This is a genomic window from Gimesia benthica, from assembly GCF_009720525.1.
GTDB classification, from domain to species: domain Bacteria; phylum Planctomycetota; class Planctomycetia; order Planctomycetales; family Planctomycetaceae; genus Gimesia; species Gimesia benthica.
In genome coordinates this window covers 7306529-7320145 of the sequence record NZ_CP043930.1, presented here as the reverse complement: position 1 = coordinate 7320145, position 13617 = coordinate 7306529, and the positions used below count along the sequence as shown (strand labels likewise).

The window sequence follows — 13617 nt, the reverse complement described above, 5'->3', positions numbered from 1 at the left end:
TTCAGATTAACTTCGAAATAACAGAAGTTTTATCTCCTGTTCCATTAATACTCAGTTTACATATAAATTGTTTGTCAGTTGCAGTCATTTTAACAGTCAAAACAGGTTTCCCCAGAATATTTTCAGTGGAACCTGTTTCACAAAAGAGAACTGAGCTGCGGGAGTACCCCGCAGCTCAGTTTTTACTTAACCACATTGTCTATCCTGTAGTTAGGAACCTGGTTTGTATCAATCACGCCAGCCGCTTAAGGGAAAAACGGATCATTTCGGATTGAATTGGTCGACACAGGTACCGCACTACGATAGACGGGCTGAGCTACCGGACGGTAGGTCTGGTACTGGGGACGGCTATTCCAGTTGGGAGTGTTATAGCTGGGAGCGTTATAGCTGGGGTAACTCTGCACAGGGTAACGATACTGTGAAATCCCACAGTTACCACCAGGGCAGTTGTTAAAACCAGTTCCACAATTCCCGGTCGCACAACTTCCGGTCGGACAGTTACCGGTCGTACAAGAGCTGCTGTAACCTGAGCCTGTGTAGCATCGGCCGTTGGCGCAGTTGGTGCTACCGTAGTTAGCCGAACCGTAGTAAGGCTGGTAAGCTACCCGGCGTGGCTGTGACTGAAATGGTGCTGACAGAGCTCGGAACGGAAAAGTCAGAACATCGACCACACCACTGCCTGGCTGAGAAGGATTGTAAGCGGTCTGTACCGGCTGAATCAGACTGGTGTTGCTGAACTCGGCTGCTTCAGATTTTTCAGAGACCATAACCATGGCTGCCAGGCAAACTGCAAGCGTTGGAAATAAACGTTTCATTGCGATTTCTCCACATTCGTGAAAGTCATTAAACTGATGTCATTTAAACCACCTCGTGGTAACTTTCCACTAATGCATTCGCCGTGCCATTCCCCCTACACCAACAGACACAACAACATATATCAACAATAATAACAGACACTTACAACATTTACCCACAAAAGGGAAGTATCATTTACGCATCACAGAGCCGTCCTGAAATGTAACAATTACGATACAATAACTACAAATCAGACTGACACACCAGATCCATTCTTCAACTGCGCAAACTTTAACGGCATCAGATGCAATCTAATCTACCTGACCAGTATATATTCGAACCGAAACTTGAATCGAATGTTATCATTTTGATTTTGCACTTCAAATCAGGATGAGGCCTGTTCGGATTATTCTGAATAGGCGCTTCTGCCGATATCCAATATAAAGCCGCTTCCCCTCACGAAATTCACCAGCCATTGTTCTATCTGTCAGAGCGATTTAAACGATGAACCGGTACACCAAAAAAGTCGATCAGTTTGCAACCGCCCCCATGTTTACGGTTTCAATTCTGTTCCTGGCCTTTTTCGCCGGCTTTCTGCACCTGAAGAATCTGGAGTCAGAGGGAATCCCACTCTTAATCTGCGAGTGGAGTCTGTTCCTGCTCTATCCCTGCTTCGTAATTGAAGCCATGGTGCACCTCGCACTGGGAAGTCCCCGCTGGAAACTGAATCTGCTCTACTGCCTGGTTCCTCCTCTCCGCATTACAGCCCGCGACCAGATGAGCGGTCGTGCGATCTGGTTTCCGCTACTCGCCTGGAGAGAAGTTGATAAACAGTTCTGTAAACGAGTTCGCAAAACTTTTTCCGCCCCCATGCTGTTGATCGCGCTGCTCGTCTTACCTCTGTTTGCCGCCGAACACTACTGGTCGGAACAGATTCAGGCCAGCCCCATGCTGGCCGACCTGACCGCGATCGCAACCGGATTCATCTGGTTCGCCTTCACACTCGAATTCATTATCATGATTTCCATCGAGCAGAAAAGACTGGATTATTGCCGTAAACACTGGATCGATCTGGCAGTCATCTGCCTGCCCATGGTCGCGTTTCTGCGATTTTTCACGACCACCAGTAAACTGCTGCGACTTCAGCAACTCGCACGCTCTGCACGGATCTTCCGCCTGAAAAGCCTGGTGATAAAACTCTACCGGGCCCTGCTGATACTGGAAATCGTGAACCGGTTCCTGCATCGCAACCCGGAAAAACGGATCGCCCGTCTGGAAGAACTGCTCATCGAAAAAGAGCATGAAGTGGAAGCAATTCGAGCCGAAATGACTCTGCTCTCAGAGCGAATCGCGGTCAACTCACTGGACGAAGATTCGGAAATCGAGGAATCAGACGTCCTTTCGCTCCCACAAAAAAAGGCTGCCTGAAAACAGGCAGCCTGGGAACATCTCTATCTGGTTGAACATTAAATTGTGGTCGGAGATTTCTCCCACGACCTGCATTACTGCTCAAACTCTACTCATCTCGATCATACCGGGGACGACGATCAGACCAGTCACCGGGAAGCTTTTTCAGGTGGGCATCCAGGAACTTGAGAATATCGACTTCCAGACCCAGCCGTTTCCCCAGCATGTCGGTACCTCTCAGCTTTCCAGGGTAAGATTCCTTGTACATTCTCCCCTTGGAATTCGCAGCCGAGGTCAGTTGCGAAAAGAGCTTCTCTGTATAATTGCGATCGTAGGAATCACCTGAACTGCTGCAGACAAAGAAACTGATACCGAAAAGAGGTTCTTTCAAACTCACGGAAGGTTGTGAAGAAGTCAGCCCTTTGACGCGGGATTCAGGTGAAATCAGTACCAGCGCCCGTACGGTCTGACCTTTGGGAGTCTTAGCTGCCAGCACGGGGGCGTCATCATAGGGTACTTTGCCCCAGTCCAGTAACGCGTAGTTCAAAGCAATCGGTACACTCATATCAGAAGCAATGATGGCTGTCTTCTGCATATTGAGGTGCTTTTTCTGGTGTTCGTCGAACAGAAATTTCCAGATGGTTTCCATGTCGAACACGACCATCGCTTTGTAATCCAGTGCAGAAAGATTATCTCCTCTGCCCCCCTTCTGATTCTGGTTACCTCCACCGGGAGCATTCGGCTGGCTCTTTCCATGCTTACGCAGGTCGACAGATACAACCGCGTAGCCATTCTTCTGCAGGACCGGAGCAAACCCGTTGTCCCAGGCCCGCTTGCTGCCCCCCTTACCGTGCAACAGAACGACGACCGGTGAATCCGCTGCGTTACTCGATTCATAATAAGTAATCGCAATCGGCCAGCCTCCCTGCGAAGACAGGGTTAACTCCTGCGGCTTCGGGGGGCCTTTAACATCCTTACTCTGCGCGAACACTGCACTGGAAGTCAGGAGTACCATTGAGAGAAACGTAAAGAGCGAACGCTTCCATTGACCATGTTGCATGCTGACGAATGACATTCTCACAGGACCCCCTCGGCGTTGGAATTATCTTGTTGTAACTGTAAACTGAACGTAAACAGTTGTTCTCGCGATTCAAAAGACAGGTTCTTATTCAATGCATTCTATGGATAACGGGAGATCAGGTCAAATAGAAGTCGGCAGTTCTGTGCAGAGATTGCACTGACACATAATATTCGCCCACAAAGACTTACAACGGATGTGTGTACCGACTTTTTTCCCGTTGATTCCCCATGAACTAACTACCAGTCCCAACAGCATCCTAGATTCAGGCAACCTGCGGATGGAAAACCAGACACCGGATGAATCAACTCCGCAGACCTTTCTGGGTCTGCACCGGAGCGATCAGTACTTTTTAGGTGTACTGCTGATTGTGATTCTCTGCCTGTCACTCCTGCATCTGGCGCGACTGTCCCGCTGGGGAACTGAGCCACTCGAAATTGAGAAACAGACACCGCTGCCTTACGATTATCAGCTCGATATCAATCAGGCAACCTGGGTGGAATTTGCCCAGCTCAAGCAGATCGGACCCGTTTTAGCCAGGCGCATTGTTGACTATCGCGAGGTACACGGCCCTTTTCGCTCAATTGATGATCTGCTGCAGGTCAAAGGTATTGGCCCCAAAAAACTGGCAGCGAATCGAAAACATTTTCTGCCCCTTCCCCCAGGCGTCAATCCCTGAAACAGACGGACAGACGTCGTCGCGAATCCCCCCGAAAATTAACAGTAGATTCTCATTTCTTTGTCCCTCGTCTCCGATGACAGTTGATTCCACGCCCGATTCCGGGTTGAATAGGCTTTCCTTATTTTAATATCTGATCTGACACTTCTGACTGATCAACCCCGATTATAGCGTTCAACTCAAAGGGTTTACTTCTTATGGCAGGTTTTGATCACGGCCCGAATGAGCCGGGAGAACAGGAAAACCACGAGACGATCTCTCGTAATACGCGACTGGGCTTAATCCTGTTCACCGTTTATCTGTTGCTGTATGGCGGTTTCGTATTTCTGAATACGTTCTCACCAGCCAAAATGGAAGTTGTGGTCTTCGCCGGACTCAACCTGGCCATCGTCTACGGCTTCACGCTGATCATCGCCGCCTTTGTGCTCGCCATCATCTATGGCTGGATGTGCCGCAATGATGTTGCCTCCTCTGGTTCCAGCAATCAGGAGGACGCATAATGCTTTACGAACCCTCTCTGATGGCGGTCCTCGTCTTTGGTGTGATCGTCGCCATTACTCTCGGACTCAGTTTCTGGCTCGGTGCGAAAGCGAAATCGGCCAAGGGATACTTCGCTGCCTCGGGTGGCATTCACTGGTTCATTAACGGCGTCGCCTTCGCTGGTGACTACCTCTCCGCCGCTTCCTTTCTGGGAATCTGCGGGATGATCGCCTTCTACGGTTACGATGGCTTCCTGTATTCCATCGGTTACCTGGCTGGCTGGATCGTCGCCTTGTTCGTGATCGCGGAACCACTAAAACGCATGGGACGTTTCACCTTTGCCGATGCCCTCGACAGCCGCTTCCAGTCGCGGGGGATTAAACTGGCTGCCGCTATCAGTACCCTGGCCGTCAGTATCTTCTATCTGATTCCTCAGATGGTCGGCGCCGGTGCACTGATCACTCCCCTGCTCGGCTTTCCGCACTACGTCGGCGTGCTGCTGGTCGGAACGATCGTGATCATCATCGTCGTGACCGCCGGCATGGTCAGCACCACCTACGTCCAGTTCCTGAAAGGCTCGCTGCTCGTTGTCTTCAGTACCCTGCTCACCGTCCTGATTCTGCAGCGCGGTTTCTCTACCGATCCGGTGAATAACGGGAAATCGACGCACCAGTTCGAAATCCTCGGCCCCGCGGCCAGCGATGACATTGAACTCTGGAACAATGAACTCGGCCTGACCGAACAGGACTCCCTGACCCCGCTCAACGAAGGCCCCTGGAAAGACAAAGGCTACCTGCAGCTGACCCGCGCCGATAAAATATCCTTCTGGAAACTGACTCAAAACGCGGAGCAGCAGTACTTCCTCTCGGAAACACAATACAAGGAAAAAACAGCGGACGGCAAGATCATCATCAACGGCCTCCCGCAGGGAACCGGCGAAGGGGAAACCGACTTCTACCCGGTCGGCCGCATCAGCAAGCTGCCGGATGACAAAAAGGAAACCGGTCCACTGGGGCTCACCGAGTTCTTCAGCACGCTCAGCAAAAGTGAAGTGATCCTCTGGGGCTCCGATACCATCAAACTGAAAGACGGCGCAGACCTGACGATCTACTTCCCCAAGCCAACCTCAGGCGAGAAAGTTCTCAGTCCGGGCAACCATCCCAAGTTCGCCGGGATCCGGGGTTCCGATCTGAAAGGTAAGCTCAACTTCCTCTCGCTGATGCTGGCCCTGTTCTGCGGAACCGCCTCGCTGCCGCACATTCTCATTCGTTACTACACCGTGAAAGACCAGGCCAGCGCCCGTAAGAGTACCATCGTCGGTATCGGGAGCATCGGCTATTTCTATATTCTCACGCTCTTCATGGGTCTCGGAGCCATGACCAGCGGTGCCATGGATGTCACCAACTCCAATATGGCCGCTCCTCTGCTCGCCAAGAGCATCAGCGACTGGCTCTTCGCGATCATCTCTGCAATCGCTTTTACCACCGTGCTGGGAACCGTCAGCGGACTGATCATCGCTTCCAGTGGTGCGGTCGTGCACGACCTGATGTCGAGTTTCATGAAAATTGAAATGAACGACTTCGCCAAAGTGCGGATCGCTAAAATCGCGTCGGTCGTCGTCGGTCTGATCGCGATCGTCCTCGGGATTCTCTTCAAGGAATTCAACGTGAATTACCTTGTCGGCTGGGCCTTCAGCGTGGCTGCGTCCGCGAACCTGCCCGCCCTGGTGATGCTGCTCTTCTGGCCCAAAACCACCAAGCAGGGTATCACCGTCGCGATCTTTGTCGGCATGATTTCTTCGCTCGCCTGGATTCTTCTCAGTGCCGATTCCTATAAAGGCATCTATGGACTCAAACCCGAAGACGCTATCGTCCCCTTCAGCCAGCCTGGCCTGGTGACGATTCCGCTCGGCTTCCTGACACTGATCATCGTCTCCCTGCTGACACAGCCTAAATCAGAGGAGGCAGCCAGTTGAACGAGCAGCCACCCGAACAGGAATGGCTCACTGCAACCGCAGTCGAAGAAGGCGTGACCGTACTGTTTCGTCTGCTCCCCCACGTCCCGCTGGGCATCAAGACCAGCGAATATCCGGACCGTGTGGAGATTGTCTGGCCTTACCAGTCAGCCAACGAAAGTAAGCTCCCCGGTCCCCTCGATCGGGAACAGATGAGCCACTTCGAAGAACTGCTCGTCAACCTCTGGGGGGAAAACGGCCTGGGTCACCTCACGATGCTCATCACGGGGAACCAGGTCTGTCACTGGCAGTGGTACGTTCGGAACGAGGAAGAGGCTCTCGCCGTCTTCAACAAAGCGGTGGAAGAACTCCCCACGCTGCCGATCCAGATTCACTCCCAGCACGACCCCGACTGGCACGCTTATTCTGATTTCATGCAGCAAGTCAGGAAAAGCAACTAAAACAGGCTGACACGGTCAAACCGCACCAGCCTGTATTCTTCCAGGTTCATTTGTGAACAATCCGTAGTCCTGAACTATGCCTGTTCCTGCTTACCGAACCGGTCCAGAATTTCATTCACCGTCGAACGGATCGTAATACACAGACCATCCAGATCCAGGTCGTCTTCATCCAGACCGAACGGTTCTTCAACCGAATGCGCGATCACCTCGATCCCGATCATGAAGTAAGCCATGATCACTGTCATCGGCACGGTCCACAACCTGAAGTCTGCTACCAGTCCCCAGGGCAGCGTTAACAGGTAAAGCGTAATACAGTGTCTGACGAATGTCCGGTACGAGGGAGACAAACGCGTACGACGAATCCGCTCACACGCCCCACAGATCTCCATCAGTTCCCGAGTCTCGGAATCGATGATTCGCAGCTCGTCGCCATCAATTATCCCCGAACGCTTCCAGCCAATCACTCTGCGGTAAATCAGATCCGCAATGTACGCCGGGATGTGACGCGGAGGCGGATCGATCTGTTCCAGTTCCGGAAACATCGAGAAGTCGTCATCCTCACGCAGGTGATCTCGTAACGCTTCCGGAAACGCGACAAGCAGATCTGCTAGTTCTCTTAGTTCCTGCTTGGTGAAGTTCGTCAGCTCGCGAAATTTGATCGCCATATTGCGGCTGATGTTAACCAGCTTGCCCCACAGCTTACGGGCCTCCCACCAGCGGGCATAGGAGCTGTTCGTCCGAAAGACCAGCAGCAAACCCAGTACCAGGCCGATGATCCCGTGCAGGCTGGAAGAGAAGTCACCAAACTCTTCAATCTCAACAATTCGCTCAGGATGTACGCCAATACCTTCTAAAAAGCCCCCGGCAATTGCGCCTAAATCATTCTTGATCAACGGAATCAGGCTATACAACCCGACGAGTCCTGCATAGTAGGCAATACGCCCGACGGTCCCCAGTTTTTTCTCGATAAATGAAAGATTCAGCTCTGCATCAGCTGCCATTGATATACGTTCCCTGTACCTGTCAATTTACGGTGATCGATTCAGTTGCGCGAGACGAATATCAGAACTCTAGTTTTTTCGTCCCAATAACACAACAGATGTGTCGTCATGTCTTCCTGAACCATCCGTAAATGCATTCGAATCCCGAAACAGATTCTCCAGCGCCGACTCCAGGCAGGTTGAACGCGATTCCTGCAGTGACTGCATGATTCCCGGAATGCCGAATTCGCCGAACTGCTCCTTCTCGCCGGGAAACGCTTCCGCCAGACCGTCGGTAAAAATCAGCAGCCGACTGTCGGGCGGAATTTTTGACGTATGCACGTCGTAATCCACATCCGGAACGATCCCCAGAGGCAACCCGCCATCATCCAGTGTGCCGAGCTCATAAATCTGGTTCGTTTCCAGCTCGTGCACAATCGGAATCGGCGCCCCTGCAGACGTCCATTGAAATTCATTCGTCCGGGAATTCAGAATCCCGTACAGCAGCGTAATGAAGCCGCCATCATCATTCACAATCGCCTGTTCGCACAAACGATTATTCACGTCCTTCACGAACGCCGCGGTATCCAGGTAACGGTTCGAACGGATCATTCCCACCAGCGTATGCATCGTCATGATCGACATGCAGGCTTTCATCCCATGCCCCGAGGCGTCCCCCACCAGCAGCACCAGATTCTCATCGTCCAGCATGAATACATCGTAATAGTCGCCACCGGCCAGCGTCACAGGCTGTCCGCCAAACACGCGGATCTGTGAAGATTCATACCGCGCAGTCACATCAAATCGATCCGGGGATAGAATGTTCGTCGGTATGATCGATTCCTGCAGCTTCCGCACCGACTCCACCTCTTCGCGCAGTCGCTCCGCCACAAACCGCTCGCGTTCCGCTTTGACCGAATTCACCACGCTTTCCAGCGTCACTTCCATCAGGAACATGAAATCACCGCCGTCATCGCGGATGATATAAGCCCGCATCCCCGCCGTCAGAAAACGGGCAAGGTGAAACGTATCCTGACCTGGACACGCCCCCACGATCGGCGTATCCAGGTGCTGTTGCCGCACCTGCTCAAAGTTATCATAAGCCGTCTGAGGATCAGGACTCGTAATCGACATCAGAATGATGTCCCATTCATCCTGTGTCGCTGCCTGCTGGAGAAACTCCTCCGGCGTCGCACAGATCCTGACTTCGTTATCACTCACCCCCAGATACATGGAGATCAGCTCACATTCCTGGGGATTATCCCACCCGACAAGAATTCGCATGACTGGCCCGCCTTCATTATTTCGAATTCGTATTCTGATTCATAATTTATTAACACGGCCATCATAACTGCTTCACACATTTTTCGCGAATAAAATTTCCATAAACTCTTCCCCTGAAAATACATCCTTCAACTCCTACCAGCTGACAGAACCACAGTATGAACAGGTTTGAACTTCCCGGTTTGCACACCTGAATTCACTGCTCAGACTGACCTTGATCCGCACTTCCCGAACCATATTCTTGTGCAATTGTGCTTCGCGCGCGAGGCGGATGATGCGTGCACCGGAACACAGCGCACAAGTCACTCACATTCACCTGAATCGTCGTCGATTTTTCCCGATCTTCACCAGAACAAAATGAACCGGTGCGATCTATGCCCCGCAATTTCAAATCATCTCGCAGCTCTTTCAAAGCAATTGAAAACGATCTCGTCCACACCTCATCATCCCCTCCCCTGAAATCAGAGCACAATCCCCCTTGACCCCCGCGCGCCCTTCCACAAGATGAGCATCACTGACAGACAGAACAACGAACTCCCGTTTCAGTCAAAGTAGGGGCGGCCCCAATAACATTCGGACCGAGCGCAGGGAGAACCAGAACAGAATCAATCCCATATCGGCTCGACAAAAAAGGAACACAATCATGCATCAGGAATCCCCACAATCCACCACCACACCCTCCCCCCGCAGATACCTCACGCAGGACGAACAGACCGTCATCGTCCGGCTCATCAAGAAAATGATCGGCCTGGGCCGCTTCACCTCCGAAATCAAAACCGCCATCTCCGCCGAATACGGTCTCAGCCGCCACTCCGTCACGCGCTATGTGAATCGCGCCCGCCGCGAAATGCGGGATTTCCTCGAACAGGATCTGGACCAGCACCGCGCCGACTCCTATTTCTTTTACCGCTCCATCATCGAACATCCCGACGCCTCCAACCACGAACGCATCCGCGCCCGCGAACGGATCGATAAAATCATGGGCCTCGAAATACCCAGCAAATATCAATTGAACCAGGACTTCAATAAATCCATCCAGGAGATCGAAAACATGTCGGATGAAGAACTCGATACCTACTACAACAAGCTCAAGAAAAAATACAGTTGAACCGCGTATCCTACTCAAAGGCACCACTCAGGCGAGCTGCACCTTCCGCACCGGTGCTCAAACAGAATCGATTTGTCCTGTGATTCCCAGAACATTCACCCGGCAAGCATCAATACACGCCGATACGGTGCCCCTTTCCTCATTTATGGACCAGGGACCGCAGAACCGACCAATTAGCCGCAGGGCGTTTGCCCCGGTTGAAACGACATAAGTATGGACCGTGCGAATTATGAAACAAGTCCTGACCAGCCTGCCTCCCCTGACCCACAGGCGGAGTAGATCAACGCCGTTACTACGCAGTAGTAACCCAATGAAACCCGTATCTTTACGGAGTTTTTACTTTACATTCACCTCGCTGCTCTATAATGGAAATAGCAGCGGTCAGGCACTGAGATCTTCCATCTTTCTGTTTAAGAATACTGTCCGTGAAACGGCACATCATTTCGACACGCAGCGAGAGTACCTCAATGTGCAACTTCGATCTCAATTCCACGCTGGTCCAGCGCTTGTCTGCTTTCACAACTGACAAGTGGCTCCATCAGACCACCACCGCTCCCTTTTTCTCCCCGATCTACATGACAGCTACCAGCTGTCCTTATTCTCAGCAACCAAGGATACTGCAATGAGATTTCAAAAGTGCCAGTTACGCTCCCTGATTCTATCGGCGCTGGCAGTCACCATATGTCTGGTAATCGCCTCCCCGATACACGCAGAGCAGAAAAAACCGAACATCCTGCTCATCGTCTCCGACGACACCGGCTACGGTGACCTGGGTCCCTATGGCGGTGGTGTCGGCCGCGGCATGCCCACACCCAACATCGACAAAATGGCCCGCGCAGGCATGACCTTCTTCTCCTTCTACGCACAGCCCAGTTGTACCCCCGGTCGCGCCGCCATGCAGACCGGACGTATCCCCAATCGCAGCGGGATGACGACCGTCTCCTTCCCGGGACAGGGGGGCGGACTTCCCAAAGAGGAATGGACGCTCGCCTCTATTCTTAAACAGGCCGATTACCGCACGTACTTCACCGGAAAATGGCACCTGGGAGAAGCCGACCACGCCCTGCCCAATGCCCACGGCTATGACGTGATGGAGCACTGCTTCCTCTACCACCTCAATGCTTACACATACGGAGATCCAGAGCGGTTTCCCGACATGGATTTCAAACTGCGGGTGATGTTCAATCTCGTCACGAAAGGTTCCCTCTCAGGCAAAGCGGGAGAGGCTCCCAGACAGGACTGGAAAGTCGTCGGCGACTACATCGACACGCCGGAAAAGGGATTCGTCGGCGTCCCTTATCTCGATCAATACGTCGAACAATCGGGCCTGAAGTTTCTGGAGGATGCCGCGCAACATCCCGAGCAGCCCTTCTTCATCAACGTCAACTTCATGAAAAACCACCAGCCCAATCTGCCGGCTCCCGAATTCAAACATAAATCGATCTCCAAAACCAAATACGCCGATTCCATCGTCGAACTCGATACACGCATCGGCAGCCTCATGCACAAACTCAAAGAACTCGGACTGGAGCAGGACACGCTGGTCTTCTTCACCACCGACAACGGCGCCTGGCAGGACGTCTATCCTGACGCCGGCTACACACCGTTTCGCGGTACCAAAGGCACCGTCCGCGAAGGGGGCAGTCGGGTCCCCGCCATCGCCGTCTGGCCGGGTAAGATCAAGGGCGGTGTCCGCAATCACGACATCCTCGGCGGCCTGGATCTGATGGCCACTTTCGCTTCGCTCGCCGGTCTGGAACTTCCGGAAAAGGATCGTGCCGGTGAACCGATTTGCTTCGACAGTTACGATATGTCACCCGCCCTGTTCGGCACAGGCAAGTCCAAACGGAATTCCTGGTTTTACTTCACGGAGAATGAACTCGCCCCCGGTGCCGCTCGTGTCGGCAATTATAAAGCCGTCTTCAATCTCCGGGGGGATGGCGGACAGGCGACCGGCGGCCAGGCCGTCGATACCAACCTCGGCTGGAAAGGACCGGAAAAGTATGTCGCCACCGTACCGCAGGTCTTTGATCTGCTGCAGGACCCGCAGGAACGCTATGACGTCTTCATGAACAACTTCACGGAACGCACCTGGACCCTGGTGACCTTCAATGCCGCCATCCGGAAGCTGCTGCAAAGTTATGTCGATTATCCGCCACGCAAAATGCAGAGTAAAATCTATCACGGACCAATTACCCTGACGGATTTCCACAAATTTAAATTCATCAGGGATGCCCTCAAAGAGGAAGGCATGAAATTTTCGATACCTTTCGGTAACTGATGACCTGTGCTGACCGATATCCACGCGGACCACCTTTGCTTCAGAAAGCCCGTTACTTTCAAACAATCCCGTTTCCCTTATCCGCCAGAGAGATGAAACAAATGAGAATTCGGCCACGTCTTCGCTTACTGACCCTGGTCCTTGTTCTGACCTGCTGCGCGTTTCAGCTAAACGCCGCTGACCCGCTTCCCTCCTGGAATGAATCTGCCGCCAAACAGAACATCATTCAGTTCGTCGAAAAGGTGACGTCCAAAGATTCACCCGATTACGTCCCTCCGGAACACCGCATTGCCACCTTCGACAACGACGGCACCCTCTGGACGGAAAAACCGCAGTACTTCCAGGTTTTCTTTGCCATCGATCGGGTCAAAGCCCTCGCCCCCCAGCATCCGGAATGGAAAACGGAGGAACCCTTCGCTTCGATCCTCAAAGGTGATTACAAAACCGCCTTCGCCGGGGGAGAAGCAGCCGTCCTGAAACTGGTTGTCGCCACGCACACAGGCATGACCACCACCGAATTTGAAAAGATCGTCAACGAGTGGAGCAAAACCGCCCGGCATCCGAAAACCGGACGCCTCTTCACCCAGATGGTTTATCAGCCCATGCTCGAACTGCTGGCCTACATGCGTTCTAAAGGCTTTAAAACCTTCATCGTCTCGGGAGGCGGAATCGAATTCATGCGTCCCTGGACCGAACGTGTTTACGGCATCCCTCCCCAGCAGGTGGTCGGCAGCAGTGTCAAAACGAAATTTGAAATGCGTGAAGATGGTCCCGTGCTGATTCGTCTGCCGGAAATCAACTTCATCGACGACAAAGCCGGCAAACCGGTCGGCATTAATTCGCACATCGGTCAGCGTCCCATCGCTGCCTTCGGGAACTCCGACGGTGACATTCAGATGCTCGAATGGGCCACCGGCGCTTCCGGTGCCCGCTTCGCCCTGCTCGTACATCACACCGATGCCAAACGCGAATACGCCTACAACGTCGGTGCCGTACAGGCGCTGAAAGACGCCAGCGAAAAAGGCTGGACCGTCGTGAATATGAAGGACGACTGGAAAGTCATCTACCCACCCCTCAAGAAATGAACCCCGTGCAACCGTCGGCCCATAC

At 52.7% G+C, this 13617-nt stretch carries 12 protein-coding genes; 8 read left to right on the top strand and 4 right to left on the bottom strand.

The window, feature by feature from the left end; all coding sequences use genetic code 11:
- Positions 1 to 245: 245 nt before the first annotated feature.
- Positions 246 to 815 carry a hypothetical protein gene (locus F1728_RS28655; protein ID WP_155366866.1) on the bottom strand — a complete coding sequence of 190 codons (570 nt, stop codon included), beginning with the start codon at positions 813 to 815 and terminating at the stop codon, positions 246 to 248.
- A gap of 484 nt (positions 816 to 1299) precedes the next feature.
- Between F1728_RS28655 and F1728_RS28650 the strand changes: the two genes are divergently transcribed.
- Entirely contained in the window at positions 1300 to 2223 is a 924-nt protein-coding gene (locus F1728_RS28650; RefSeq protein ID WP_155366865.1) for a hypothetical protein, read from the top strand.
- A gap of 88 nt (positions 2224 to 2311) precedes the next feature.
- Here F1728_RS28650 and F1728_RS28645 read toward each other — a convergent pair whose 3' ends face one another.
- Entirely contained in the window at positions 2312 to 3277 is a 966-nt protein-coding gene (locus F1728_RS28645) for an alpha/beta hydrolase (protein WP_155366864.1), read from the bottom strand.
- Positions 3278 to 3560: 283 nt separating this feature from the next.
- Here F1728_RS28645 and F1728_RS28640 point away from each other — a divergent pair, with 283 nt between their 5' ends.
- From F1728_RS28640 to F1728_RS28625, 4 genes are all read left to right on the top strand, one after another.
- Complete coding sequence (locus tag F1728_RS28640; protein ID WP_145441069.1) at positions 3561 to 3959, top strand: ComEA family DNA-binding protein; 399 nt, start codon at positions 3561 to 3563, stop codon at positions 3957 to 3959.
- Between the two features lie 197 nt (positions 3960 to 4156).
- Complete coding sequence (locus tag F1728_RS28635; RefSeq protein ID WP_145041700.1) at positions 4157 to 4459, top strand: DUF485 domain-containing protein; 303 nt, start codon at positions 4157 to 4159, stop codon at positions 4457 to 4459.
- Complete coding sequence (locus F1728_RS28630; RefSeq protein WP_155366862.1) at positions 4459 to 6414, top strand: sodium/solute symporter; 1956 nt, start codon at positions 4459 to 4461, stop codon at positions 6412 to 6414. The genes F1728_RS28635 and F1728_RS28630 overlap by 1 nt, the downstream gene beginning before the upstream one ends.
- The gene (locus F1728_RS28625) at positions 6411 to 6854 is read left to right on the top strand and encodes a DUF695 domain-containing protein (protein ID WP_194242575.1); all 444 of its coding nucleotides are present in this window, start codon (positions 6411 to 6413) and stop codon (positions 6852 to 6854) included. The genes F1728_RS28630 and F1728_RS28625 overlap by 4 nt, the downstream gene beginning before the upstream one ends.
- Positions 6855 to 6928: 74 nt before the next feature.
- Here F1728_RS28625 and F1728_RS28620 read toward each other — a convergent pair whose 3' ends face one another.
- Both F1728_RS28620 and F1728_RS28615 read right to left on the bottom strand, forming a co-directional pair.
- Positions 6929 to 7855, bottom strand: coding sequence for a bestrophin family protein (locus tag F1728_RS28620; RefSeq protein WP_155366860.1), 927 nt, complete (start codon positions 7853 to 7855; stop codon positions 6929 to 6931).
- A 69-nt stretch (positions 7856 to 7924) separates the two neighbouring features.
- Positions 7925 to 9118 carry a PP2C family protein-serine/threonine phosphatase gene (locus tag F1728_RS28615; RefSeq protein WP_155366859.1) on the bottom strand — a complete coding sequence of 398 codons (1194 nt, stop codon included), beginning with the start codon at positions 9116 to 9118 and terminating at the stop codon, positions 7925 to 7927.
- A 643-nt stretch (positions 9119 to 9761) separates the two neighbouring features.
- Between F1728_RS28615 and F1728_RS28610 the strand changes: the two genes are divergently transcribed.
- The 3 genes from F1728_RS28610 to F1728_RS28600 all read left to right on the top strand — a co-directional run bounded on the left by F1728_RS28610 (position 9762) and on the right by F1728_RS28600 (position 13592).
- Positions 9762 to 10226: a hypothetical protein gene (locus tag F1728_RS28610; protein ID WP_155366858.1), complete on the top strand. Its 465-nt coding sequence runs from the start codon at positions 9762 to 9764 to the stop codon at positions 10224 to 10226.
- Positions 10227 to 10848: 622 nt separating this feature from the next.
- Positions 10849 to 12507: an arylsulfatase gene (locus F1728_RS28605; protein ID WP_155366857.1), complete on the top strand. Its 1659-nt coding sequence runs from the start codon at positions 10849 to 10851 to the stop codon at positions 12505 to 12507.
- A 101-nt stretch (positions 12508 to 12608) separates the two neighbouring features.
- A complete protein-coding gene (locus F1728_RS28600; RefSeq protein WP_155366856.1) occupies positions 12609 to 13592 on the top strand; it encodes an HAD family hydrolase in 984 nt (327 codons plus the stop codon).
- Positions 13593 to 13617 lie beyond the last annotated feature (25 nt).